Genomic DNA, 23,499 nt, shown 5'->3' with positions numbered 1-23,499 from the left:
TGCCGACCGCCGCCGGCAGCGGTCAGGTCGACGGCGGGGCTGGGGGTGCGCCGGTCGGCGGGGTGCCGGCGGGGCCACCGCCGGGCGGCGCGCCACCGGGGACGCCGGACGGCGCGCCGTCGCCACCCAGCCCGCCGCCGACCGCCGAACGCACCCGTGCCCCCCGAGCCCTGAGGGACTCCAGGGCAGCCGGGACCCCGTCCACCACCACGGCGTCGGCGCCCGCCTCGAGCAGCGCACCGGCCAGGTGGACGTCCGGGCACCAGACCATCAGGCGGCGCCCGGCGCCGTGCACGAACGGCAACGTGTCGGCGACGGTGATCGGGTCGACCGTTCCGGTCCCGCGGTCGGCGAGGGACCCCACGTGCAGCCCGAGGACGTCGACGTCCATGTGCGCGCAGGCGGCCACTGCGGCGTCGAGGGGGAACCGGTGCCAGGTGAGCCAGCCCAGCGGCAGCGAGGGCGCCTGGGCGCGCAGCGTGCCCAGCGCCGCGGGGTCGAAGGACGTGACCAGCAGCTGACGGCGGCGCGCCTCGGCGGCCACGACGAGCGCCAGCAGGGCCGCGGTGGTGCGCGCCGGCGATCGCAGGCTGTCGTCGATCGCGGACTTGAGGTCCACATCCAGCCCGACCTCGGGCGGCAGCCGCTCCAGCAGTGTGTGCAGCCGGAGCGTGCCGCGCCGGTCGGCCTCAGCCGCGCCGATGTCGGCCACGCGGGTGCCGTCCGGGTACGCCTCGTCGTGCGCCACCACCAGGACGTCGTCCGCCGTCCGCCGGACGTCGGCCTCCACCCAGGTCATCCCCAGCGCGGCCGCCGCCGTGAACGACCCGAGGGTGTTCTCCGGGTGGCCGCGCACGACCCCGCAGCCCAGGCCCCGGTGCCCGATGAGCGCCGGCCCGCCGCCGAACACCCGGGCCGCGGGTGGGCGGGGCACGGCTCCGACGGGCTCACTGCGGGGCCGGGGCACCCCGATGGGCGTCATGGACGGCGTCCCCTCTGTTCGGGACGAGGCTCGGGCAGGCCGTTCGGCGTCCATTCCACCGCCGCGGTCGGCGCACGTCGATGGGGAACGGCGCCATCCGGTCCGGTCAGCGGCGCAGGGCCCGCACCAGCCGGCGGACGCCGGTCCAGGTCACGGCCGCAGCGGCGACCCAGGGCCCGGCCACGAGCACCGGGTCGAGGACCTGGTGCCGCGCGTCGCTGCGCCCGCGCCGCGAGCGCAGCCCGCCGCGGGTGAGCTCGCTGCGCAGCCCGGTCGCCGGCACGTCCGGGCGCCCGGAGGCGAACGAGCGCAGGTGGCTCCCCCACGCGTCGACCCGGTCGCCCACGATGAGCAGCAGCCAGTGCGCCAGCCGGCCCTCGCTGAACCGCCGGTAGGCCAGCTTCCGGATGGCCCCGGAGAGTCCCCTCAGCGGCTGCGCGGTGCCGAAGACCGGGGTGAGGAAGGCGTGCTCGATCGACCGCTCGCGCGGCTCCTTCTCCGGCTGGCGCTCCGGGAAGTCCCAGTGCGCGCCGGTGGTGTCCGGCGCGTACTGCAGCCGGGGGTGCGACGGCCGGTCCGCGGGGTCCAGATCGGCCCCCCAGCCGGGGATCCGGGCCCGCAGCTGCTCGCGGGTCTCGGTCGGTGTGCGCTTGTCCCGGACGTACGCGCTCGGGATGGCGGGGTCGGTCACGGTTCCTCCTCAGGCCGCGTCAGGCAGGACCAGCGGCTTGATGCAGCCGTCGAGCTTGGCGGAGAACACGTGGTAGGCCTCGGCGATGTGCTCCAGCGGGAACCGGTGGGTGACCATCGCCCGCGGCGTCAGGTGGCCGTTGCGCACGTGCTCGAACATCCGCGGCCACTGGCGCTTCACCGGCGTCTGGTTCATCCGCAGGGTGAGCCCCTTGTTCAGCGCGTCGCCGAACTTGACCGCGTTCGGGATCGGCCCGTACGCGCCGACGACGGAGACCGTGCCGCCCTTGCGCACGCCGTCGATCGCCCAGTTCAGCGCGACCGGGGAGCCGCCCTGCAGCTTGAGCTTGGTCCCGGTCACCTGCTGCAGGAAGTTCCCGTCGGCCTCCGCGCCGACCGCGTCGATGACGACGTCGGCGCCGAGGTGGTCGGTCTGCTTCTTCAGCTCGACCACGACGTCGTCGTACTCGTCGTAGTCCAGGGTCTCGGCGTAGGCCATGGTCCGCGCCTTCTCCAGGCGCTCCTGCAGGTGGTCGACGACGATCACCCGCCCCGCCCCCATCAGCCACGAGGACTGGGCCGCGATCAGGCCGACCGGCCCGGCACCGAGGACGACGACCGTGTCGCCCTCGGCGATGTCGCCCAGCTGCGCGCCGAAGTACCCGGTCGCGGCGGCGTCGGTCAGCAGGACGGCGTCCTCGTCGTGCATCCACTCGGGGATCCGCACCGGACCGACGTCGGCGAACGGCACGCGCACGTACTGCGACTGGCCGCCGTCGTAGCCGCCGGTGGTGTGCGAGTAGCCGTAGATGCCGCCGACCGCGGTGGCGTTGGGATTGACGTTGTGGCAGTTGGAGTACAGGCCCCGGACGCAGAACCAGCACGACCCGCAGAAGATGTTGAAGGGCACCATCACCCGGTCGCCGACCTGCAGGTTCTGCACCGAGGACCCGACCTGCTCCACGATCCCGATGAACTCGTGGCCGAAGGTGTGCCCGATCCGGGTGTCCGGCATGAGGCCGTGGTAGAGGTGCAGGTCCGAGCCGCAGATCGCGGCCAGCGTGACGCGCACGATGGCGTCGTTGGGGTGCTCGATGGCGGGGACGTCCTTCTCCTCGACCCGCACCTTGTAGGGACCCCGGTAGACCATGGCCCGCATCGCAGGACCTCCTCGCACTCGCGGGTGGCAGAGCGACCGCCCCCCGTCCGCCGGGAACGGCTCCCCGGCGTCCTCCGCACCCTGACCGACCGGCCGGCCGGCGGCCAGTCGGGGCGACCCGGGCACCGGTTCCCCCGGACGGGTGAGGCCCGCCGGGCAGCGCTGGAGGAGCCGGGCCGCGAGGCCGAGGACACCTGCATGTTCACCGCACTGCACGAGCGGCTCGCGACAGCCCTGCCCGAGGGCCGGCACCTGCCGGAGGAGGTCTGGCGCCGCCGGCACCGCGCGGTCCTCCGGGTCGCCGGGGGGCAGGCGGTGGGCCTGGGCGTCATGGCGCTGCTGCTCGGCCGGTCGCCGCTGACCGCCGGGCTGCTCGCGCTCGCGGTCGCCTACCCGCTGGTGTTCACGGTGCTGCCCGGCGCCGGCCGCGGGCTGCGCTCGGCGGCGGCCACGGCGTCCCTCCTCGCCGCCTCGGTGGTCCTGGTCTACCTGATGGAGGGCCTCACCGAGGCGCACTTCCACTTCTTCGTCATGGTCGGCCTCGCCGCGCTGTACCAGAACTGGGTGCCCTTCGGGATGGCGCTGGCCGTCGTCCTCGCCCACCACGGCGTCGTCGGCACGCTGTTCCCGCAGGCGGTGTTCGGGCACGGCAGCGCGCAGCACTCGCCGTGGACGTGGTCCCTCGTGCACGGGGCGTTCGTGCTGGCCGCGAGCCTGGCCCACCTCGCCGCCTGGCGGCTCAACGAGCAGCAGGGGCTGCGCGACCCGCTCACCGGCCTGGCCAACCGCACCCTGCTGCTGGAGACCACCGCCCGGATGCTGGCCCGGCGCTCGGGTCCCACCAGCGTGCTGTTCCTCGACCTCGACGACTTCAAGGACGTCAACGACTCCCGCGGGCACGCCGTCGGCGACGAGCTGCTGACCACGGTCAGCCAGCGGATCACCGGCTGCGTGCGCTCGGTCGACCAGGTGGCCCGGCTGGGCGGGGACGAGTTCGCCGTCGTGGTCGCCGGCTCCGCCCGCACGGCCGCGGAGGTCGGCGAGCGGGTGCTCGGCGCCCTGGCCGACCCCGTGGTCGTCGACGGCCGGGCGATCCACGTGCGGGTGAGCATCGGCGTCGCCGACTCCACCTCGGCCGGGGACCGCTCCGCGGACACGTTGCTGCGCAACGCCGACCTGGCGATGTACCTGGCCAAGTCCTCCGGCAAGAACCGCGTGGTCGTGTACGCCGAGGGCATGGAGCGGGCCGCCCAGGCCAAGGCCGAGCTGATCACCGACCTCGACTCCGCCGTCGCCGAGGGCCAGCTCGCCGTGCACTACCAGCCGACCGTCGAGCTGGGCGAGGGCGTGACCACCGGCTACGAGGCGCTGCTGCGCTGGCAGCACCCCACCCGTGGGCTCGTCCCGCCCCTGGAGTTCATCCCGCTGGCCGAGGAGAGCGGCGCGATCGTCGAGATCGGCCGGTGGGTGCTGACGGAGGCGACCCGCCAGGCCGCGCAGTGGTCGCGGGAGGCCGGTCGGCCGATCGACATCGCGGTCAACCTCTCCCCCCGCCAGCTGCTCGACGACGACGTGGTGTCCACCGTGCGGGCGGCGCTGGCCGACAGCGGGCTGCCCGCAGCGCAGCTGACCCTCGAGGTGACCGAGGGCGTGCTCATCGACGACGTGGAGGCGGTGGTCGACGTCCTCCGGGCGCTGCGCGGCCTGGGCGTCCGCATCGCGATCGACGACTTCGGCACCGGTTACTCGAGCCTGTCCTACCTGCGCCGCCTGCCCGCGGACGTCGTGAAGATCGACCGCAGCTTCGTGCAGGACCTGGGCTCCGGCGGGCGGTCGACCACCCTGGTGGCCTCGATCATCGAGCTGGCCCGCAGCCTCGAGCTCGAGGTGGTCGCCGAGGGCGTCGAGACCGAGGAGCAGCACGCCGTCCTCGGCCGGCTGGCCTGCTCGCACGCCCAGGGCTACCTGTTCGGCCGTCCCCAGCCGGCCGCCGTCCAGGACCCGGCCACCTCCGTGGAGGTGCCGCTGCCCCGCACGGAGGCGCTGCTCGCCGTCCGGTCCTGACCGACCCGGTCAGGACGGCCGGTCGCCCACGGCGACCGGCCGGTCCGGGTCGGCGCTGTACTGCGACCAGGAGCCAGGGTGGAGCCGCCCGTGCGGGAGGCCCGCCAGTTCCAGCGCGAGCAGGTTGTGGCAGGCCGTCACCCCCGAGCCGCAGTAGGACACCACGTCGGTGTCGGCGGTGACCCCGGCCGCGGCGAAGGTCGCGCGCAGCTGCTCGACCGGCAGGAAGCGGTCATCGACGCCGAGATTGGCCCGGCACGGCACGTTGACCGCGCCGGGCACGTGGCCGGCGCGCGGGTCCACCGGCTCCCGGTCCCCGCGGTAGCGCTCGGGGTCGCGCGCGTCGAGCACCACTGCGGCCGGGTCGAGGACGTCGTCGACCCCGGCCAGCCGCTCCGCCGGCCACGGGCGGGCGGTGAACACCGCCGGGGCCCGCTCCGGGACGGCACGCTCCAGCGGCCCGTCCCACGCCGCCGTGCCCCCGTCGAGCAGGGCCGCGTCGTGCCCGGTCACCCGCAGCATCCAGACCAGCCGGGCGGCGACCACCCCGCCGGCGTCGTCGTAGGCCACCACGGGATCGGCGTCGCCGACGCCCAGCCCGGCCATGCCCTCGGCGAAGACCTCCGGCTCAGGCAGCGGGTGGCGTCCGGCAGCGGGGTCGGCGGGCGCGGCCAGCCACCGGTCGAGGTCGACGAAGACCGCGCCCGGCAGGTGCCCGGCGTCGTAGGCGGCGCGACCGGACCGGCCGTCCAGGTACCAGCGCACGTCGGCCAGCACGACCTCGGAGCGGTGCGCGCGCAGCCAGGACAGGTCGACGACGGGAGGCAGCACGGCGGCGACCCTACGACCGGAACGGGTCACCTGCGGTCGCGCCCGGGCCCCCGCACGCGCGAAGCGGCTGCCTCAGTCCCGAGGCAGCCAGGTCAGCACGTGGTCCATGGTGCCCGCCCCGCCCGGGAACGCCTCCGCCGGCTCGAGGTGGCGCACGGTGCGCCACTGGCCGGGAGCCCAGGCACGCAGCACCAGCCCTTCGTCGGAGAACGCGATGAGCGCTCCCCCCTCGGTGACCAGCATCCCGGCCTCGACCCGCTCGTCCTGGTCCTCCACGACCTGCACCGTCCACGCCGGCATACCGTGCTCCCCCTGGCCCGGGGCATCTCTGTTCGACACCCGGTTCCAGAAACCAACCGGGCGCGGTCCCGGTCGTCAACGCTCGCCAGGCGCGCCCTCGCCCTGCGTAGCGGCACCATGCCGAGCGGATCTGGGCTCAGGCGCGCCAGGCCGGGCGCAGCAGCCGCCGGAGAACAGGCGCCCGGAGTGCCCGGTCCGGCCGCGTCGAGGCCCAGGTCCGCCCGCCGGTGCGCAGGCCGAGGCCGATCAGCCGGCGCAGCAGGAGGACCGCCGCGGCGGTGGCGAGCGCCGGCCAGCCCGTTTCGCCGACCAGCCGCAGCAGACCGGCGGCGACGAGCAGGTCGAGGAACACCGGCAGCGCCGCCGCGGGACGTCGGGTCGCGACCAGCGCCACCAGGCCGGCCAGCAGCGCCGCCGCGGTGACCAGCAGCGCCAGCGTCCCGGCGACCTCCTGCAGCGCCGCGGTCACGTGGCACGCGCCTGCCGCGACCCGGTGCCCTCGTCGGCCCGTTCCTCGGCGAGCTGGCGGCGCTCCTCGGCGATCTCCTTGGCGAGGAAGTAGTTCAGCGCCGTCCGGATCGCCGCCACCGCGGCGAGCTGGCCGAGCTCGCGGAAGCTGGGTGCCACCGCCGTCCGCAGCACGTCGCTGGCCAGCTGGAACTCCAGGCCCAGCGCCAGGAAGCGGCCCAGGGTGAGCCGGACCGGCACGAACGCGCCGGCGTCGCGCTCGCGCAGGCCGACGACCACGAAGCGGGCGAAGGCCCACAGCGCCCCGACGACGATCACCACGGCGCCGCACGCCTCCACGATGGGGACGAGGACACCGACCACCTCCACCAGCAGTTCCTCCACGGCCGCGCCCTACCCAGCACGTTCCGGCAGCACCCGGCTCGTCGAGGTGGGCTCGCCTGTTCGGCGGGTACCGGCCGTTCCGGATCCCACCGGCTCCCGGGAGGAATCGAGTGACGCCCTCGGACGCGCGCGCTCGCGCGCTGCGCAGCGGCGGCGATCGGCGTCCCGGGCAGGAGCCGGCTGCGCCCCCCGCCCCCGGAGGGCACTCCACGGCGCCCTTCGAGGCACCGGCCCGGGCCGCGACGGCGGTCTCGGGCGCGGCCGTGGCCGCCGTCGTCCTGGTCGAGCTGGCCGTCCCCGGTGGATGGGGCGACGCCGCGTGGGTCGTGCTGGTCGCGGGCCTGCTGCTCGGCCTGCCGCACGGTGCGGTCGACCACCTGGTGCCCGCCACGCGGCTGCGCTGGCCGCTGTCCCGGGTGGCCGGCTTCGCCGCCGGTTACGCCGCGCTGGCCGCCGGGGCCTGGCTGGCCTTCCGCGCGTGGCCGGGCCCCGCCCTGCTGGTGTTCGCCGCCGTCTCCGCCTGGCACTTCGGCAGCGGGGAGACCTCCTTCGCCGACCTGCGCGCCGGCCGCCCGGTGCGGCGCCGGGCGGCCGCGGCGCTCGTCGTGGGCGCCGTCGTGCTGCTCGTGCCCCTGGCCCGCGGGACGGCCGGGACGGCGGCGGTCGTCGCGGCCGTCGTCCCCGGCACCGACGGAACGCTCCCGCCGGGCGTGCGGACGGCGGTGCTCGCGGTCGTGCTGCCGGCCGCGGCGCTCCTGACGGCGCAGCTGGTGCGGCGGCGGCACCGGCTGGAGGCGGCCGAACTGGCCGGTCTCGTCGTCCTGGTGCTCGTCGTCCCGCCGCTGGCAGCCTTTGGCGTCTACTTCGGCTGCTGGCACTCCGTGCGGCACGTGGCCCGCGTGGTCGCCGAGGACCCGGGCAGCACTGACGACCTGGCCGCCGGCCGGATCGGCCGGCCGCTGCGCCGCTTCGCGGTCCGGGCCGCGCTGCCGACGGCCGCCGTCCTCGGCGTGTTGTGGCTGCTGTGGTCGGCCGCCGGTGGGTGGCGTGCCTTCGTGGCCACCGACCTGCCGCTGCTGGCCGCGCTGACGCTGCCGCACGTCCTCGTCGTCGGCTGGCTGGACGCCGCTCACCGCCCGCCGGGCCGGGACGGCCTCAGGCCGCCGGCTCGCCGAGGACGTCGGCGAGGGTGAGCCGGTCGGCCCCCGGCCGGTCCACGACGGTCACCGGGTCCGTCCCGGCTCCCCCGGCCGGCTCCGTGACGGTCTGCAGCAGGGAGCTCCAGCGGATGGCGTGCCGGCGCATCGACCGTGCCGGGACGGCCCGCCCGCGTGCGGTCTGCCCGCTCTCGGCGAGTTCCTGGGACGCGTTCAGCAGCACCAGCCGCACCGAGCGTCCGGCACGCTGCGCGGCGCGCAGGACGGCGGCCCGCCACCACAGGCGGGTCCAGGGGTCGGTGAGGACGACGACCGGCGCGGGCCCGGAGACGACGCGGAGCACCCGGATCCGGTGCCAGGCGTGCACCAGCGGCCGGACCAGGCGGTACGGGAGGCGCGCGCCCGCCGCCTGCACCCGCGCGGCGACGTCCTCGGAGTCCAGGCCGACGACCCCCGGCGACCGCTCGGCCAGCAGCCGGCGCAGCAGCGTCGTCTTGCCGCTCCCGGGGAGCCCGCCGACGACCACCAGGACGCCGTGCGGTGTCGCACCCCTGGAGGCCCGGTCGGCTCCGGTGGGGGCCGGGCCGGTCTGCACCACCACGTGCGGTCACCTCCTCCGTCTGTACTCCCCATGGTCACCGCAACGGCTCGGAGACAGCGGTGGGACGGCTGTGGGATCGCTGTGGGGTGCGCCCGTTCGCGTTCCGTCCACAGCTCGCTGACCTGCGCGTTAGGCGAGCCTCAGCTTGCTGGCGGGGTCGCCGGGGCCGTGCCAACCTGGGGCATGACCTCTCTCCAGGACATGCCCCGGGTTCAGGACTGCGCCGTCAGCAGCTGCTCGTACAACGCCGAGCACAACTGTCACGCGGGCGCGATCACGGTGGGGGGCGACCACGCCCACTGCGGCACCTTCGTGGAGATCAGCTTCCGCGCCGGTCTGGACCGCAACGGGATGGTCGGCGCCTGCCACCGCTCCGACTGCGTGCACAACGACAAGCTCGAGTGCCACGCCGCCGGTGTGCGCGTCGGGCCGGGCACCGACGCCGCCGACTGCCTCACCTACGAAGCCAGGTGACCTGAGGGAACGGCTCCGCTGCGAGCCCTGCCGGCAGCGGGTCCTTCGCCTACGAGGCCAGGGAGTCCAGGTCCCCCACCGACTCGGCCGTCAGCCCGCCGGCCGGGTCGGCGCGCAGCGCGCCGTCGGCCACGGCCAGCGCCGCGACCGGGTCGTCGTCGTCCACCAGGACGGCGCGGCCACCGGAGGCCACCGGGCGCAGTGCTGCGAGGACGGCGCGACGGTCGGGTGCGGCCAGCCCCTCGGTGAGCCGGTCGATGAGCACGATCGTGGCCCCCTGCTCGCGCACGGCCTCGATCGCCTCGATGCGCCGGTGCACGTCGTCGTCCGCGGCGGCCGCGAGGCGGTGCACCCGGACGGCGGAGTGGCCGGAGGCGCACCGCCCGCTGTCGTCGTCCAGCGCGGCCATCACCCGGCGACGGGCTGGTGCCGGCCCCAGCAGCACGGTCACGTCCCCGACCGGCAGTCGCAACCCCACCCGGACCTCCATCGCCTCGTCCCGCCCGCCGTCCGACGGGTAAGGCGAGGCTAACCTCCGTCCGGCGCCGCCGTCCAGCCCCGCCGGCTCCCGGGAACAGCGGAGCGGCGCCGCCCCCGGCGGGGACGGCGCCGCTGCTGCGCGAGGGGTCAGTCGTTGTGGTGGCCCCACCAGCCACCGTGGCCCCACGGGCGGTCCTCGTGCGTCGAGTTGACCCACTCGGTCACCCGCTGCTCCACGTCGGCCAGCCGCTTGTTGGCCACGTCCTGGGGCATCCCGCTCTCGACGGCCTTGGCGATGCCCTCGCGCTGGGCGGTGACCAGGGCGTCGACGAGGGTGTCCACTGCGACGCCCTTCTCCTCGGCGACCTTCGCGAGGGTGGCCCCCTCGGCCTCCAGCGCGGTGCGCAGCTCGTCCTCGGTCATGCCCAGCGCCTCGGCGGCGGCCTCCAGACCGTGCCAGCCGCCGTGACCCCAGTGGCCGCCGAGGCCGGAGTCGCCCAGCGTGGTGGCCACTTCGTCGGCCTGCTCCTGGCTGATCGACCCGTCGTCGACCAGGCCGGAGAGCGCGTCCTTGATCCGGTCCACGACGGACGTCGACGTGCTGTCCGCGTCCTCGGTCTGGGCGACAGCGGGGACGGCCACGGCCAACCCGGTGAGCGTGAGAGCGCCGGCTGCGGCGGCGACGACCAACTTCTTGCGCACGGTTGTCTCCTCGATCCGCGGCCGGACTGTCCAGCCGTCGAGGAGATGATCGACCCGGAACCTGTGACGGAGCTGTCAGTGCCCCGTGCCCTCCCTGGGGATCGAGGGCTCCTCGCCCGGCTGCTCCTCCACCCGACGGACGAGTGCGCGTGCGACCGCGCCACCCGTCCGGAAGCAGCACGGATGCGGCCGTGGCCGCTACGGTGACGCCCGTGCGCGGCGGGGAGGTCGGGACGACCGGCGTCAGCCGGTCTCCCCGGGGCTACCCCGGGGCAGCGCAGCGAGCAGGGCACGGCGTCAGCCGCCACCAGGAGCGCTCCGCGCACGACCTGGCGACTCCCTCAGGGAGCGGCTGCCTCCTCCGCCGCGCACGCCGGTGACGGCCGGCACCCGGTCCTCCCCCCCGCGGCCTCGGGCACCGCCACGGCGCTGCTGGCCGGGCCGTGGTCGCGGCGGACGATGGTCCGCCGGGTCGCGGTCGCCCTCGGCTTCGCACGCGCCCCGCGCTGGCCCGGCTGCTGGACCTGGACCAGGCCGACCTCGCCTGGTTCGCTGACGTCCGCGTCCTGGAGCGCACCGTCGACGAACCGCTGCGCCACTACCGCTGGCACGCGGTCGAGCGCCGCGGCCGGCTGCGGCTGCTCGCCGAGCCCAAGCCGCGGCTCAAGGAGGCCCAGCGGCGGCTGCTGCGGCACGTGCTCGCCCCGATCCCGGTGCACGACGCCGCCCACGGCTGCGTGCTGGGCCGGTCGGTGCGGACGGCAGCCGCGCCGCAGGCCGGCCGCGCCCTCGTCCTCGGCATGGACCTCGAGGCGTTCTTCGCCTCGGTGTCCGCCCCGCGGGTCTGGGGTCTGCTGCAGGGCACCGCCGGGCTGACCGAGCCGGTCGCCCACCTGGTCACCGCACTCGGAACGACGACCGCGCCGGTGTCGGTGTGGCGCGCCCTGCCGCTGCCCGGCGGAGTGGAGGCGCGGGAGCGGCACCGGCGGCTGGCCGCGCCGCACCTGCCCCAGGGTGCCCCGACCTCGCCGGCGCTGGCCAACCTGGTCTGCTTCCGCCTCGACCGCCGGCTGGCCGGCCTCGCCGCGAGCTGCGGCGCCCGCTACACCCGGTACGTCGACGACCTGACCTTCTCCGGCGACCGGCGGATCCGGGGCGACCGGCTCGCCGCGCTGGTCACCGAGGTCGCCGCCGAGGAGGGGTTCCGGGTCGACCCGGCCAAGACCCGGGTCGCCGGGGCAGGCTCCCGGCAGCGGGTGCTCGGGGCGGTCGTCAACGCCCGGCCCACGCTGCCCCGACCGGAGCGCGACGCGCTGCGCGCGCTGCTGCACAACTGCGCCCGGCACGGCTGGGCCACCCAGACCCGCGGGCACGATCCGGCGACCTTCCGTGAGCACGTCCTCGGCCGGGTGGCCTGGGCCGCCGCGCTGGACCCGGTGCTCGGCGAGCGGCTGCACGCCCTGGCCGCGCGCATCGACTGGAGCTGACCCCCGGCTCACAGGTCGACGGCCATCGTCCCGTCGGCGGCGCCCGGCACCGGGGCGAACCCGACCGAGCGGTAGAGGCGCACCGACGGGTTCCCGGCCTCGACGCTGAGGCTCACCCGCCCGATCCCCCGCCGGCGGGCCTCGTCGAGTGCCTGCCGCAGCAGCCCGCCGCCGATGCCCCGCCCGCGGTGGCCGGACCACACGGAGAGGCCGAGCTCCGGGACGCCGTCCGCCACGAACCCGTAGCCCGGGTCGTCGCCGTCGAGGAACAGCGCCCACACGACGCCGACGGTCAGGCCCCGGGTCCCGGCCACGAACCCGAGGTCGCCGCGCTCGGGCCGGAACACGGTGTAGTGGCGCAGGTCGGGCCGCTCGTCGACGTCGCGGGAGGTGAACCGCTGCTCCCCCGACCGGTTCACGTTCGCCAGGGTCGCCGTCCGCAGCAGCTCGCGGTCGCCGGCGGTGAGCGGGCGGGTGGTCACCTCGGTCGCCACGGGGACCTCAGATGAGGAAGCGGTAGGCCGTCGTCCCCGGGGCGACGTGCTGGATGCGCAGCGGGCTGGCCTCGATCCGCGCCAGCAGCGCCGGGAAGTCCGCCGCGCTGCCGAGCTCGATGCCGGTGAGCGCCGCCCCGGTCTCCCGGTTGTCCCGCTTGACGTACTCGAACAGCACGATGTCGTCGTCCGGGCCGAGCACCTCGTCGAGGAAGCGGCGCAGCGCGCCGGGCTCCTGCGGGAACTCGATGAGGAAGTAGTGCTTGAGGCCGCGGTGCACCAGCGAGCGCTCGACCACCTCGCCGTAGCGGCTGACGTCGTTGTTGCCGCCCGACAGCAGGCAGACCACCGTCTGCCCCGGCTCGACGGGCACCAGCCCGCCGGTCAGCGCGCCGGTCGCCAGCGCCCCGGCGGGCTCGGCGATGACACCGTCCACCTGGTAGAGGTCGAGCATCTCGGTGCAGATCTGGCCCTCCGGCACCGCGACCAGCTCCGCACCCGCGTCGCGCACCAGCGGGTAGGTCACGTCGCCGACCCGGCGGACCGCGGCGCCGTCGACGAAGGTGTCCAGCTGCGGCAGCTCCACCGGCGTCCCGGCGGCCAGCGCCGCGGCCATGCTCGCCGCCCCGGCCGGCTCGACCCCGACGACGCGGGTGCCGGGGCTGTGCAGCCGCAGCCAGGTCGCGCAGCCGGCCAGCAGGCCGCCGCCGCCGACGGGCAGGACCACGACGTCCGGCGGCGTGGGCAGCTGCTCGAGGAGCTCCAGCGCCACGGTCGCCTGCCCGACCACGGTGGGGACGGCGTCGAAGGCGGGCACCAGGGTCGCCCCCGTGTCACGCGCGAGGGTCAGCGCGGCGGCCGCCGCCTCGTCGTAGGAGTCGCCGGTGACGACCAGGTCGACCGTCTCCCCGCCCAGCGCGGCGATGCGGTCCCGCTTCTGGCGCGGCGTCGTCCCCGGGACGACGACCGAGCCGCGCACGCCCAGCGCCCGGCAGGCGTAGGCGACGCCCTGCCCGTGGTTGCCGGCGCTGGCGCACACCACGCCGGCGGCCTGCCGGGCGGCGTCGAGCTGGCTGATCGTGTTGTAGGCGCCGCGGATCTTGTAGGAGCGGCCGACCTGCAGGTCCTCCCGCTTGACCCAGACGTCGGCGCCGGTGGCGCCGGACAGCCGGGCGCTGCGTTGCAGCGGCGTCCGCTCGGCCACCCCGCCCAGCCGGCGAGCGGCCGCCTCGACCTCGGCGCCGAAGCGCTCCGCCGTCCCGGGGTCTGCGACGTCGACGCGGTTCTCCACGCGTCCATCCTCCGCGACCGGCGTCCGGGCGCCGGGTCGAGGCCGCGCGGTGCCGGGCCGGCCGGGGTCGACGCACGCTGGGGTGGTGAGCCCGCAGACCCCCGACAACCCCGCGACCCGGCGCGGCGTCGTCCGCCTGCTGAACACCACCGGCGGGCGGTTGCTCTGCCTGGCCGGCGCGGTCGACGCCGCTGCCGTCGAAGCGTTCTGGCGGCGCTACGGCCGCGAGCCGGCGCGGATCGACCGCATCGACGCCCGCTCGGTCACCGCGCTGTCCGAGCCCGGGCGCGAGCTGCTGCTCGACCACGTCGAGACCGCCGAGCTCGCCGGCCGGCCGGTGGAGCTGCGCCCCTCCCCCGCGGTCACCCGCGTGCTGACCGGCCGGGAGCGCGGCGCCGGTACCGGCTGACCGCGCGGCCCCGGGCGCCGCGGTGCCCCCCACGCCACCGTGCCCGGCCCCGTCCGGCGGGTCCGCCGGACGGGGCCGGGCACGGCCGGACCCCGGGGGGTCACTTCCGGATGAGGGCCCCGAAGCGCGCGCAGCTCTCGTCGATGGCGGCCTGGGCGGCGGGCGAAACCGTCCCCATGTCGAAGAAGCCGTGGATCAGGCCGTCGTAGCGCCGTACGTCGGCATGGACCCCGGCCGCCTCCAGCGCCTCGCCGTAGGCCTCGCCCTCGTCGCGCAGCGGGTCGTACTCGGCGGTGACGATGACCGCCGGCGGCAGGCCGGAGAGGTCGGCGCCGTGCAGCGGGGACAACCGGGCGTCCTTCGCGTCCTCCCAGGCTCCGGCGTAGTGCCCGTAGAACCAGTCCATCGTGTCCCTCTCGAGGAAGTAGCCCTTGGCGTTCTGCACGCGGGAGGGGTACTCGCCCTCGGCGTCGACGGCGGGGTAGATGAGGAACTGCCCGGCCAGCGGGGTGCCGTCGGCGGTGAGTTGCTGGGCCACGACCGCGGCGAGGTTGCCGCCGGCACTGTCGCCGGCGACCGCGAGCCGGTCGTCCCCGCCCAACTCGTCCAGGTGCCGGGCCACCCAGCGGGCCGCGGCCACCGCGTCGTCGGCCGCAGCGGGGAACGGGTGCTCAGGGGCCAGCCGGTAGTCGACCGCGACGACCACGGCGCGGGACCCCCGGCAGATGTTGCGGGCCATGTTGTCGTGGGTGTCCAGGTCGCCGATCACCCAGCCGCCGCCGTGGAGGAAGACGACGGTCGGGAAGGGCCCCTCGCCCTCGGGCCGGTAGACCCGCGCCCGGAGTTCGCCCTCGGCGCCGGGGACGGTGCGGTCCTCGGTGCTCGCCACGGGGACGATCTGCTCGGGGGTCCGGGCGCCGTGGGTGAGCTGCAGGTACAGGGCGCGCCCCGCCTCGGGGCTCCCCTCGTACATGGGCGGCGCGCCGGACTCGTCGAGCACGGCGAGCAGGGCGGCGGTGTGCGGATCGACCGGCACGGGGATCTCCTGACCTTCGGTGATGGGGGTGGTGGGGTGCGCGGCGGCGCGCGTCGGCGTCCGCCGGTGGACCGCTGCTGCGGCTCAGCTGTACTGCAGGGACTTGTCGTCGAGGTCGGCAGCGGGCAGCGCCGTCCGCTCGTGCGCGTACTCCTGCAGATGGGTCCACGGCTCGCGGTCGCCCTGCTTGAACAGCAGGTGCATCGAGCGCAGCACGTAGCCCGCGTTGAAGTTCTCCGGGTCGGCCCACGGCAGCAGCGGCATGTCGGCGTCCTCGGGACGCAGGGTGGGGACGACGGTCGTGGCGCCCTGCTCCTCCATGTGCGCCAGCAGCCGGCACACGAACTCGCTGACCAGGTCGGCCCGCAGCGTCCAGCTGTTGCGGAAGTAGCCGAACACGTAGGCCATGTTCGGCACGCCGCTGATCATCACGCCGCGCCAGGTGACGCGTTCGGGGAAGTCGACCGGCTCGCCGTCGACGGTGAACGCGACCCCGCCGAAGAGGCTCAGGTCGAAGCCGGTGGCGGTGACGACGACGTCCGCCTCGAGCTCCTCCCCCGAGGTCAGCCGGATCCCGGTCTCGGTGAACGTCTCGATGGTGTCGGTGACCACCGACGCCGTCCCCTCGCGCAGGGCCGTGAACAGGTCCCCGTCGGGGACGACGGCGAGGCGCTGCTGCCACGGGCGGTAGCGGGGGTTGAAGTGCTTGTCGATGTCGAACCCCTCGGGGAGCAGCGGGCGCATCGACTCGATGAGGAACGCCCGCAGCTCGTCCGGGGACTCGAACGACATCCGGGTGATCTCGTCGCTCTCGGCGATGTAGGCGCGCCGGAGGATCTCGTGGGTCCACTCGTCCGGGACGTCCAGGGCGCGCAGCGTCTCCGCCAGCTCGTGGGTCTTGGGTCGGGCGAAGAAGAACGTCGGCGACCGCTGCAGCATCGTCACGTGCCCGGCGGTCTGCGCCAGGGCCGGGACGAGGGTCGCCGCGGTGGCGCCGGAGCCGATGACGACGACGCGCTTGCCGGCGTGGTCGAGGTCGTCGGGCCACTGCTGCGGGTGCACGACCACGCCGCCGAAGCGGTCCATGCCCGCCCACTGCGGCCGGTGGGGGCCGGAGTGGTCGTAGTAGCCCTGGCACATCCACAGGAAGCCGGTGGTGAACCGCAGCTGCTCCCCGGTGTCCTCCCGGGTGACCTCCACCGTCCAGCGCCGGTCCTCGGTGGACCAGCTGGCAGCGGTGACCCGGTGCCGGTAGCGGATCACCTCGGCGAGGTCGTCCTCGTCGATGACCTCGTCGAGGTAGGAGAGGATCTCCCCGGAGGTCGCGATCGAGGGCCCGCGCCACGGCTTGAACCGGTAGCCGAAGGTGAACAGGTCGCTGTCCGAGCGGGCACCGGGGTACCGGTGGGTCCACCAGGTGCCGCCGCGGGCCTCCAGCGCATCGAGGACGACGAAGGACCTGCCGGGGAACCGCTCCCTCAGGTGGTGGGCGGCTCCGATCCCGGAGATCCCGGCACCGACGATCAGCACGTCGACGTGTTCGGTCTCCTGTGCCGCCTCCACTGCCCGTTCGGTCAGCGTCATGCCCGCACCTCCGCTCTCCTCGTGATCTGGACCACACGGACGGTAGGAAGCGATCCGGGTGTGAGCCATGGCACGATCGGCCACGAGTTGATAGATCCGGCCAATCCCGTCGACGCCGCCGCCCGCGGTACGGGCAGCGCGGCGCTGCTGTGCGCGCTCGCGGCCGAGCACGGCCTGCCGGCCGCACGGGTGCTCGCCGGCACCGGCATGGACGAGGCGGCACTCAACGACCCGGCCGCGGAGATCACCGCCGCGCAGGAGGTGCGCCTCATCGCCACGCTCGCCGACGCGCTGCCCGAGACGATCGGCCTGGCGGCGGGCGCGCGCTACCGGCTGACCACCTACGGGATCTGGGGCTTCGCGCTGCTCTCCAGCCGCACGATCCGGGAGAGCAACGCGGTGGCCATGCGCTTCCTCGACCTCACCTACGCCCTGACCCGCATCAGCGCGCAGGAGGGGGACGGCGAGGTCGCGTTCTTCTTCGACGACCTCGACCTGCCCGAGCCGGTGCGGCGGTTCGTCCTGCTGCGCGACAGCACGGCGGCGCTGCAGCTCTGGCGGGAGCGGCTCGGCCAGGCGGTGGTGCCGCTGCGCGTGGCGCTGCGGCTGCCCGACCCCCCGGACCCGGGGCCGTACGAGGCGGCCTTCGGGGTGCGGCCGGTGTTCGCGGCGCCGCGCTCGGTCGTGGCCTTCGACGCCGGGCTGCTCGACTCCCCCCTCCCCCAGGCAGCCCCGCTGACCGCCGCCCTGTGCGAGGCGCAGTGCCGTGATTTGCTCGACCGCCGCCAGTCCCGCCGCGGCACCAGTGGCCGGGTGCGCGACCTGCTGCTGCGGGACCCGCGGCGGATGCCCGGCCAGGAGCAGGTGGCCGCCGAGCTGCACCTGAGCGTGCGGACGCTGCGCCGGCACCTCGACGAGGAGGGGACGAGCTTCCGCGCCGTCGTCGAGCAGACCAGGGAGTATCTCGCCGAGGAGCTGCTGGTCACCGCGGGCCTGAGCATCGAGCAGGTCGCCGAGCGCATCGGCTACTCCGAGGCGTCGAGCTTCGTGCACGCCTTCCGGCGCTGGAAGGGCACCAGCCCGCGCCGCTGGGCGCAGTCGTCCCGCGCCCGCGCCGGCGGGTCGGACGGCACGGGACGACCGGCCCGGGCCCACCGGCCCGTCGGCACCTGAGCCCGGCACGTCCGGGAGCCCGCCGGCGCGGACCGGCCCCGGCGGCGTGGGTGGACCGACTGCACCCGGGGTACCCGGGCGCCCATGAGCGGGAAGTCGGCGGAGGACTACGCGGACGACTACACGGATCCGGAGCTGCGCGAGCGGCTCAAGGAGGAGATCAAGGCGGGCGACCGCGGCGGGGGGCCCGGGCAGTGGAGCGCCCGCAAGAGCCAGCTGCTCACCCGCGAGTACGAGGCGAACGGCGGCGGTTACCGGCACGAGGGCGAGCGCACCGCGTCGCAGCAGCACCTGCAGGAGTGGACCGAGCAGGAGTGGCACACCGCCGACGGCGGCGATCGCGCCCGCGGCTCCGACGGCACGTCGCGCTACCTCCCCGACGCCGCCTGGCAGCTGCTGAGCGACGAGGAGAAGCGGGCCACCGACCGCCGGAAGAAGAGCGGCGCGGACCAGCACGTCGCCAACACCGACGCGGCACAGGAGGCCCGCAGGGCCGCCGAGCTGATCGACGTCGACGCGGCCGAGGCGCGCAAGCGGGTCGGGCAGATGTCCGGGCGCTCCCAGCTCGACCGCGCCGAGCGGGCCGAGCGCGAACTCGGCAAGGGGCGCACGACGGTGCTCGAGGCGATCGAGCACCGGCGCGGCCGCACCTAGTCCGCCGCGGCCGGAGCCGGCGGGGGCGGGGTCCCGGTGTCCCCTGATCCCGCTCGCGTGGGGTATGACGACATCGACGTCGCCGCCGCCTGCCGGCCGCGACAGGAGCTCGGCCGGCAGGCGGCGGAGCGGCGGGACGGGTCGAGCACGGTGCGCCGCGACGTCGCGGCCGACCGGGAGGGAGCGGCATGAGGGTGGCGCTGTTCGCCACGTGTCTGGTGGACACGGTGGCGCCGCAGGTCGCGATGGCGACGGCGAGGCTGCTGGAGCGGCTGGGCCACGAGGTCGTCGTCCCGGCCGGTCAGGCCTGCTGCGGGCAGATGCACGTCAACACCGGCTACCGGCGCGAGGCGGTGCCGATCGTGGCCAACCACGTGCGCGCCTTCGCCGGCGCCGAGGCGATCGTGTCGCCGTCCGGGTCGTGCGTGGCCTCGATCCACCACCAGCAGGCCATGGTGCTGCGCCGGGCCGGCGAGGAGGAGCTGGCCGCCGAGGCCGAGGCGCTGGCCGGGCGCACCTACGAGCTCTCCCAGTTCCTCGTCGACGTCCTCGGGGTGACCGACGTCGGCGCCTACTACCCGCACCGGGTCACCTACCACCCGACCTGCCACTCGCTGCGGCTGCTCCGGGTGGGCGACCGGCCGCTGCAGCTGCTGCGCGCGGTCCGCGGGCTGACCCTCGTCGAGCTGCCGGCCGCCGAGCAGTGCTGCGGCTTCGGCGGGACCTTCTCGGTGAAGAACGCCGACACCTCGACGGCGATGCTGACCGACAAGATGGCCAACGTGCTGTCCACCCACGCGGAGGTGTGCACCGCCGGTGACGCCTCCTGCCTCATGCACATCGGCGGTGGGCTCTCCCGGCTGCGGTCGGGGACGCGCACCGTGCACCTGGCCGAGATCCTGGCCTCGACGGAGGACGCCGTGAGCCCGCACCAGACCACGCAGCCGGCCATCCCCGCGGGGACTGCCGAGGTGTCGGCATGACCACCGCTCCCGAGCGCACCGAGCCCACGCCGCTGGCCCCGGGAGCGCCGAAGTCGGGGACGACGTTCCTCGGCCTGCCCACCGCACCCCGCGGGGTCGGCCACCTGCGCGGCGACCGCTCCTTCCCGGACGCCGCCCGCGGCGCGCTCCGCGACGGCCAGCTGCGGGCCAACCTCGGCCACGCGACGAGCACCATCCGCGCCAAGCGGGCCGCGGTCGTCGGCGAGGTGCCCGACTGGGAGCAGCTGCGCCAGGCCGGCAAGGCGCTGAAGACCGCCACCATGGCCCGGCTCGACGAGCACCTGGTCGAGCTCGAGCGCCAGGTGACCGCCCGCGGCGGCACGGTGCACTGGGCCCGCGACGCCAACGAGGCCAACGCGATCGTCACCCGGCTGGTCCAGGCCACCGGCACCGACGAGGTGGTCAAGGTCAAGTCGATGGCCACCCAGGAGATCGGCCTCAACGAGGCGCTCGAGGACGCCGGCATCACGGCGCACGAGACCGACCTCGCCGAGCTGATCGTGCAGCTCGGGGACGACGCGCCCAGCCACATCCTGGTGCCGGCGATCCACAAGAACCGGGCCGAGATCCGCGAGATCTTCCTGCGGACCATGCCGCAGTTCCAGGGCCCCGACGCCGATCGCGACCTCCCCGCCGAGCCGCGCCGGCTGGCCATGGCCGCCCGCACGCACCTGCGCGAGCGGTTCCTGCGTGCCCGGGTGGCCATCAGCGGCGCCAACTTCGCCATCGCCGAGACCGGCACCCTCGCCGTCGTGGAGAGCGAGGGCAACGGCCGGATGTGCCTGACCCTGCCGCAGACGCTGATCACCGTCATGGGCATCGAGAAGCTGCTGCCGACCTGGCAGGACCTCGAGGTGTTCCTGCAGCTGCTGCCCCGCTCCTCCACCGGGGAGCGGATGAACCCGTACACGTCGATGTGGACCGGGGTCACCCCCGGCGACGGTCCGCAGGAGTTCCACCTGGTGCTGCTCGACAACGGGCGGACGGCGGTGCTCGCCGACGAGGTGGGCCGCGAGGCGCTGCACTGCATCCGCTGCTCGGCCTGCCTCAACGTCTGCCCGGTGTACGAGCGCACCGGCGGGCACTCCTACGGCTCGGTGTACCCGGGCCCGATCGGCGCCGTCCTCTCCCCGCAGCTGACCGGTGTCGAGGACAACGCCTCGCTGCCGTACGCCTCGTCGCTGTGCGGTGCCTGCTACGACGCGTGCCCGGTGGCGATCGACATCCCCTCGATCCTGGTGCACCTGCGCGGCGAGCACGTCGAGGCGCAGGAGCGGACGACGCCGGAGGCGGTGGCCTTCAAGGCGCTGTCGAAGGCGATGTCGAGCCCGCGGCTGTGGCACCTGGCGCAGCGGGCGGCGGGCCTGAGCCGGTTCCTCGCCCGCGGGAAGCCTACGATGCCGTCGATGCTGCCGCCGCCCGTATCGGGCTGGACCCGCAGCCGCGACCTGCCCACCCCGCCGCGGGAGACCTTCACCCAGGCCTGGGCTCGGGAGCACGGGGCCCAGTCGTGACGAGCGCTCGTGAGGAGGTGCTGGGCCGGATCCGCACCGCGCTGGGCGAGAACCGGCCGGAGGTGCGAGTCCCCCGCGACTACCGCACCGCCGACGATCGCCCGGCCGAGCAGCTGCTGGACGTCCTCCTCGACCGGCTCGAGGACTACAAGGCCTCGGTGCTGCGCTGCGGCCCGGACCAGGTCGGCGCCACCGTCGCCGCCGCCCTCGACACCGGCCTGGGCGCCGGCTGGGACCCCGGCGCCGTCGTCGTCGCCCCCGGGGTGCCGGCCGGCTGGCGGCCGGACGGCGCCTCCGAGGACGACGGCCGCCCCGCCGTCGAGCTGGCCGCGTTCGCCGCGACGCTGACCGGGATCGCGGTGGCCATCGCGGAGACCGGCACGCTGGTCCTGGACGGCGGCCCGCTGTCCGGCCGGCGGGCGATCTCGCTGCTGCCCGACTGCCTGGTCTGCGTGGTCGAAGCCGGGCAGGTCGTCGGCGGCGTCCCCGAGGCGCTGCACCGGCTGGACCCGAACGCGCCGCTGACGATGGTCAGCGGCCCGTCCGCGACCAGCGACATCGAGCTGCAGCGGGTCGAGGGCGTGCACGGCCCGCGCACGCTGGTCGTGGTGCTGGTCGCCTGACGCCGGTCAGGTCGTCGGGCCGGCGCCGGGCGACTCCGGGGCCGCGCTGGCGCCGGCGCCGTCCCCGGTCGGCGGACTGTTCTGGGGCGAGCTGCTCGGCGTGCCGGCGTCCGTGCCTCCTCGACTCCGAGGTGAGCTGCTCGGCGTAGCGGTGTCCGTGCTGTCGTCGGTCGACGCGGACTCCTCCGAGGGCAGCGACGTCCCGCTGCCCTCCGTCGGCGAGGGCTGCTCCGGCGACGGCTCGGCGGAGGGCTCGGCGGAGGGCTCGGCGGAGGGCTCGGCGGAGGGCTCGGCGGAGGGCTCGGGCGTTCCCGGGGTGGTGTCATCGGACGGCGGGGTCGGCGTCGCGGCCGGCGTCTCCGCCGGAGAAGACTCCTCGGCCGGCGCGGAGTCCTCGGTCGAGGCGGACTCCTCCGCCGGAGCGGGGACCTGGGCCGGAGCAGCGTCCTCAGCGATCGATGCCGGCGCGTCCTCGGCGGGCGTAGGAGGAGCGGACTCCTCCTCGGGTGCGGTGGGCGACGCCGCGACGATCACCGCCACCTGGTCCCCCGGCCGGACCTCGGTGCCGGCCGGGTCGAGCGCGGTGACGGTGCCCGGCGTGACCCCCGGCGTCACCTCCGCCTGCCGGCCCACGGTCAACCCCAGTCCGGTCAGCTCGTCGGCGACCTCCTCGACCGGACGCCCCACGTACTCCGCGGCGGTCAGCACGAGACCCGGGTCCGCCGATGACGGCGCGACGGCCGACGGCGGCACGGCCGCCGGCGGCGGCGCGACGGCCGTGCTGTCGCCGTCGCCGAGCCCGCCGACCAGCACGACCGCGCCCCCGCCGAGCAGCAGGACCGCGACCGCGGCCAGCGCCAGCAGCAGCGGCCGGCGGCGGGAGCCGCGGTCGTCGTCGTGGGGACGCCGCGGCAGGCCGGTCGGCGCCCTGTGCGCCGCCGGTGGTACCGCTGCGGCGACGGCGGCCGGGGCGATCGGCCGGGTCGGCGCCGCGGTGCCGGACTGGCCGTGGACGGTCTCCTCGATGGCGTGACGGAACGCGTCGCCGTCGGGCAGGCGCTGCTGGGGGTCCTTGGTCAGCGCGGCGTCGATGAGGTGCCGGACGTCGGGCGGGACCTCATCGGGCAGCGGGTCGGGGTCCTCGTACACGTGCTTGAGCGCCACGGTCACCGGGTTGGTGCCGGCGAAGGCGGCGTGTCCGGTCAGCGACTCGTAGCCGACCAGGCCGAGTGCGTAGACGTCGCTGGCCGGGCCGACCCGCTCGCCGGCGGCCTGCTCGGGCGACATGTACTGCGGGGTGCCGATGACCTGGCCGGTGCCGGTCAGCGGCACGCTCTCGGCCGAGCAGGCGATGCCGAAGTCGGTGAGCTTCACGCTGCCGTCGGGGCGGACCAGGATGTTGCCGGGCTTGACGTCACGGTGGACCACGCCGGCGCGGTGCGCCTCCGCCAGCCCGGCGGCGGCCTGGGACAGCACCGAGAGCGCGGCACCGGGGTCCAGCGGCCCCTCCTCGGTGAGCAGCGTCGACAGCGGCGCGCCGTCGACCAGCTCCATGACGAGGAAGGCGACGTTCTCGCCGGTGTCCTCCGCCGTCCCCTCCCCGTAGTCGAGGACGGTGGCGATGTTCGGGTGGCTCAGGGCCGCGGCGTGCCGGGCCTCGGCGCGGAAGCGGGCGAGGAAGGTCTGGTCGTCGGCGTACTCGCTGCGCAGCACCTTCACCGCGACCGGCCGGTCCAGCATGGTGTCCCGACCGCGCCAGACCTGCCCCATCCCGCCTGTGGCGATGAGCTGTTGCAGTTCGTAGCGGCCACCCAGGGTCTGTCCTCCCCCGTCGACCGTGGTCACACCGCACCCCGTCCCGTGCTCGCCGGCTGGGTCCCTCCGCTGCTGGCGGCCCCGGGAGGCATCGCCGCGGCGGCCCACGCAGCACCCGCGCCG

The 23,499-nt window shown here is 75.6% G+C and carries 26 protein-coding genes; 11 read left to right on the top strand and 15 right to left on the bottom strand.

Features of this window, described 5'->3' with window-relative positions; all coding sequences use genetic code 11:
- Window positions 1-22: 22 nt before the first annotated feature.
- From BUB17_RS11970 to BUB17_RS11960, 3 genes are all read right to left on the bottom strand, one after another.
- Entirely contained in the window at window positions 23-934 is a 912-nt protein-coding gene (locus BUB17_RS11970; RefSeq protein WP_175561345.1) for a glycerophosphodiester phosphodiesterase, read from the bottom strand.
- A 154-nt stretch (window positions 935-1,088) separates the two neighbouring features.
- On the bottom strand, window positions 1,089-1,673 hold the full coding sequence (locus BUB17_RS11965) for a hypothetical protein (protein ID WP_083606290.1): 585 nt from the start codon (window positions 1,671-1,673) through the stop codon (window positions 1,089-1,091).
- A gap of 9 nt (window positions 1,674-1,682) precedes the next feature.
- Window positions 1,683-2,831, bottom strand: coding sequence for a zinc-dependent alcohol dehydrogenase (locus BUB17_RS11960; RefSeq protein ID WP_072918316.1), 1,149 nt, complete (start codon window positions 2,829-2,831; stop codon window positions 1,683-1,685).
- 198 nt (window positions 2,832-3,029) lie between these two features.
- Between BUB17_RS11960 and BUB17_RS11955 the strand changes: the two genes are divergently transcribed.
- Window positions 3,030-4,895 carry a putative bifunctional diguanylate cyclase/phosphodiesterase gene (locus tag BUB17_RS11955; RefSeq protein WP_072918315.1) on the top strand — a complete coding sequence of 622 codons (1,866 nt, stop codon included), beginning with the start codon at window positions 3,030-3,032 and terminating at the stop codon, window positions 4,893-4,895.
- Between the two features lie 9 nt (window positions 4,896-4,904).
- Here the strand turns inward: BUB17_RS11955 and BUB17_RS11950 are convergent, their stop codons facing one another.
- The 4 genes from BUB17_RS11950 to BUB17_RS11935 form a co-directional block, all read right to left on the bottom strand.
- Complete coding sequence (locus BUB17_RS11950; RefSeq protein ID WP_072918225.1) at window positions 4,905-5,726, bottom strand: sulfurtransferase; 822 nt, start codon at window positions 5,724-5,726, stop codon at window positions 4,905-4,907.
- Between the two features lie 72 nt (window positions 5,727-5,798).
- Window positions 5,799-6,026 (bottom strand): hypothetical protein, encoded by a 228-nt coding sequence (locus tag BUB17_RS11945; RefSeq protein ID WP_072918223.1) that lies wholly within the window; start codon window positions 6,024-6,026, stop codon window positions 5,799-5,801.
- A 136-nt stretch (window positions 6,027-6,162) separates the two neighbouring features.
- Entirely contained in the window at window positions 6,163-6,495 is a 333-nt protein-coding gene (locus tag BUB17_RS11940) for a hypothetical protein (RefSeq protein ID WP_072918221.1), read from the bottom strand.
- A complete protein-coding gene (locus BUB17_RS11935; protein ID WP_072918220.1) occupies window positions 6,492-6,878 on the bottom strand; it encodes a DUF1622 domain-containing protein in 387 nt (128 codons plus the stop codon). Before BUB17_RS11935 ends, BUB17_RS11940 begins: the two co-directional genes overlap by 4 nt.
- A gap of 110 nt (window positions 6,879-6,988) precedes the next feature.
- Between BUB17_RS11935 and BUB17_RS11930 the strand changes: the two genes are divergently transcribed.
- A complete protein-coding gene (locus BUB17_RS11930; protein WP_072918217.1) occupies window positions 6,989-8,071 on the top strand; it encodes a beta-carotene 15,15'-dioxygenase, Brp/Blh family in 1,083 nt (360 codons plus the stop codon).
- Here BUB17_RS11930 and BUB17_RS11925 read toward each other — a convergent pair.
- A complete protein-coding gene (locus BUB17_RS11925; protein ID WP_083606287.1) occupies window positions 8,034-8,636 on the bottom strand; it encodes an ATP-binding protein in 603 nt (200 codons plus the stop codon). The two genes, BUB17_RS11930 and BUB17_RS11925, sit on opposite strands and share 38 nt — an antisense overlap.
- 183 nt (window positions 8,637-8,819) lie before the next feature.
- Between BUB17_RS11925 and BUB17_RS11920 the strand changes: the two genes are divergently transcribed.
- Complete coding sequence (locus BUB17_RS11920) at window positions 8,820-9,110, top strand: DUF1540 domain-containing protein (RefSeq protein ID WP_072918216.1); 291 nt, start codon at window positions 8,820-8,822, stop codon at window positions 9,108-9,110.
- 49 nt (window positions 9,111-9,159) lie between these two features.
- Here BUB17_RS11920 and BUB17_RS11915 read toward each other — a convergent pair whose 3' ends face one another.
- Both BUB17_RS11915 and BUB17_RS11910 read right to left on the bottom strand, forming a co-directional pair.
- A complete protein-coding gene (locus BUB17_RS11915; protein ID WP_072918214.1) occupies window positions 9,160-9,600 on the bottom strand; it encodes a hypothetical protein in 441 nt (146 codons plus the stop codon).
- A 137-nt stretch (window positions 9,601-9,737) separates the two neighbouring features.
- The gene (locus tag BUB17_RS11910) at window positions 9,738-10,292 is read right to left on the bottom strand and encodes a hypothetical protein (protein ID WP_072918212.1); all 555 of its coding nucleotides are present in this window, start codon (window positions 10,290-10,292) and stop codon (window positions 9,738-9,740) included.
- 443 nt (window positions 10,293-10,735) lie between these two features.
- Here BUB17_RS11910 and BUB17_RS11905 point away from each other — a divergent pair, with 443 nt between their 5' ends.
- Entirely contained in the window at window positions 10,736-11,779 is a 1,044-nt protein-coding gene (locus tag BUB17_RS11905; RefSeq protein WP_208983383.1) for a reverse transcriptase family protein, read from the top strand.
- Between the two features lie 8 nt (window positions 11,780-11,787).
- Here the strand turns inward: BUB17_RS11905 and BUB17_RS11900 are convergent, their stop codons facing one another.
- Entirely contained in the window at window positions 11,788-12,273 is a 486-nt protein-coding gene (locus tag BUB17_RS11900; protein ID WP_072918211.1) for a GNAT family N-acetyltransferase, read from the bottom strand.
- Window positions 12,274-12,280: 7 nt separating this feature from the next.
- On the bottom strand, window positions 12,281-13,564 hold the full coding sequence (ilvA, locus tag BUB17_RS11895) for a threonine ammonia-lyase IlvA (protein ID WP_072918209.1): 1,284 nt from the start codon (window positions 13,562-13,564) through the stop codon (window positions 12,281-12,283).
- A gap of 85 nt (window positions 13,565-13,649) precedes the next feature.
- Between ilvA and BUB17_RS11890 the strand changes: the two genes are divergently transcribed.
- Window positions 13,650-13,973, top strand: coding sequence for a hypothetical protein (locus tag BUB17_RS11890; RefSeq protein WP_072918310.1), 324 nt, complete (start codon window positions 13,650-13,652; stop codon window positions 13,971-13,973).
- Between the two features lie 100 nt (window positions 13,974-14,073).
- On the opposite strand, the gene BUB17_RS11885 is transcribed toward BUB17_RS11890, so the two are convergent.
- Together BUB17_RS11885 and BUB17_RS11880 are read right to left on the bottom strand one after the other, a co-directional pair.
- Entirely contained in the window at window positions 14,074-15,009 is a 936-nt protein-coding gene (locus BUB17_RS11885) for an alpha/beta hydrolase (protein WP_072918208.1), read from the bottom strand.
- A gap of 84 nt (window positions 15,010-15,093) precedes the next feature.
- Window positions 15,094-16,593 carry a flavin-containing monooxygenase gene (locus tag BUB17_RS11880; protein ID WP_072918206.1) on the bottom strand — a complete coding sequence of 500 codons (1,500 nt, stop codon included), beginning with the start codon at window positions 16,591-16,593 and terminating at the stop codon, window positions 15,094-15,096.
- A 60-nt stretch (window positions 16,594-16,653) separates the two neighbouring features.
- On the opposite strand from BUB17_RS11880, the gene BUB17_RS11875 reads away from it, so the two are divergent.
- From BUB17_RS11875 to BUB17_RS11855, 6 genes are all read left to right on the top strand, one after another.
- Complete coding sequence (locus tag BUB17_RS11875; RefSeq protein ID WP_208983382.1) at window positions 16,654-17,766, top strand: AraC family transcriptional regulator; 1,113 nt, start codon at window positions 16,654-16,656, stop codon at window positions 17,764-17,766.
- 84 nt (window positions 17,767-17,850) lie between these two features.
- Complete coding sequence (locus BUB17_RS11870) at window positions 17,851-18,420, top strand: hypothetical protein (protein ID WP_072918205.1); 570 nt, start codon at window positions 17,851-17,853, stop codon at window positions 18,418-18,420.
- A gap of 57 nt (window positions 18,421-18,477) precedes the next feature.
- The gene (locus BUB17_RS28225) at window positions 18,478-18,612 is read left to right on the top strand and encodes a hypothetical protein (protein ID WP_280173877.1); all 135 of its coding nucleotides are present in this window, start codon (window positions 18,478-18,480) and stop codon (window positions 18,610-18,612) included.
- On the top strand, window positions 18,609-19,403 hold the full coding sequence (locus tag BUB17_RS11865; protein WP_072918203.1) for a (Fe-S)-binding protein: 795 nt from the start codon (window positions 18,609-18,611) through the stop codon (window positions 19,401-19,403). The genes BUB17_RS28225 and BUB17_RS11865 overlap by 4 nt, the downstream gene beginning before the upstream one ends.
- On the top strand, window positions 19,400-20,938 hold the full coding sequence (locus BUB17_RS11860; RefSeq protein ID WP_208983381.1) for a LutB/LldF family L-lactate oxidation iron-sulfur protein: 1,539 nt from the start codon (window positions 19,400-19,402) through the stop codon (window positions 20,936-20,938). Before BUB17_RS11865 ends, BUB17_RS11860 begins: the two co-directional genes overlap by 4 nt.
- Window positions 20,935-21,561 carry a LutC/YkgG family protein gene (locus tag BUB17_RS11855; protein WP_072918202.1) on the top strand — a complete coding sequence of 209 codons (627 nt, stop codon included), beginning with the start codon at window positions 20,935-20,937 and terminating at the stop codon, window positions 21,559-21,561. Before BUB17_RS11860 ends, BUB17_RS11855 begins: the two co-directional genes overlap by 4 nt.
- 6 nt (window positions 21,562-21,567) lie before the next feature.
- On the opposite strand, the gene BUB17_RS26835 is transcribed toward BUB17_RS11855, so the two are convergent.
- On the bottom strand, window positions 21,568-23,406 hold the full coding sequence (locus BUB17_RS26835) for a serine/threonine protein kinase (protein ID WP_072918200.1): 1,839 nt from the start codon (window positions 23,404-23,406) through the stop codon (window positions 21,568-21,570).
- Window positions 23,407-23,499: the final 93 nt, after the last annotated feature.

Origin of the sequence: Geodermatophilus obscurus (assembly GCF_900143215.1) — a bacterium.
Lineage (GTDB): Bacteria > Actinomycetota > Actinomycetes > Mycobacteriales > Geodermatophilaceae > Geodermatophilus > Geodermatophilus obscurus_A.
This window is presented reverse-complemented; position numbering and strand designations above follow the sequence as displayed.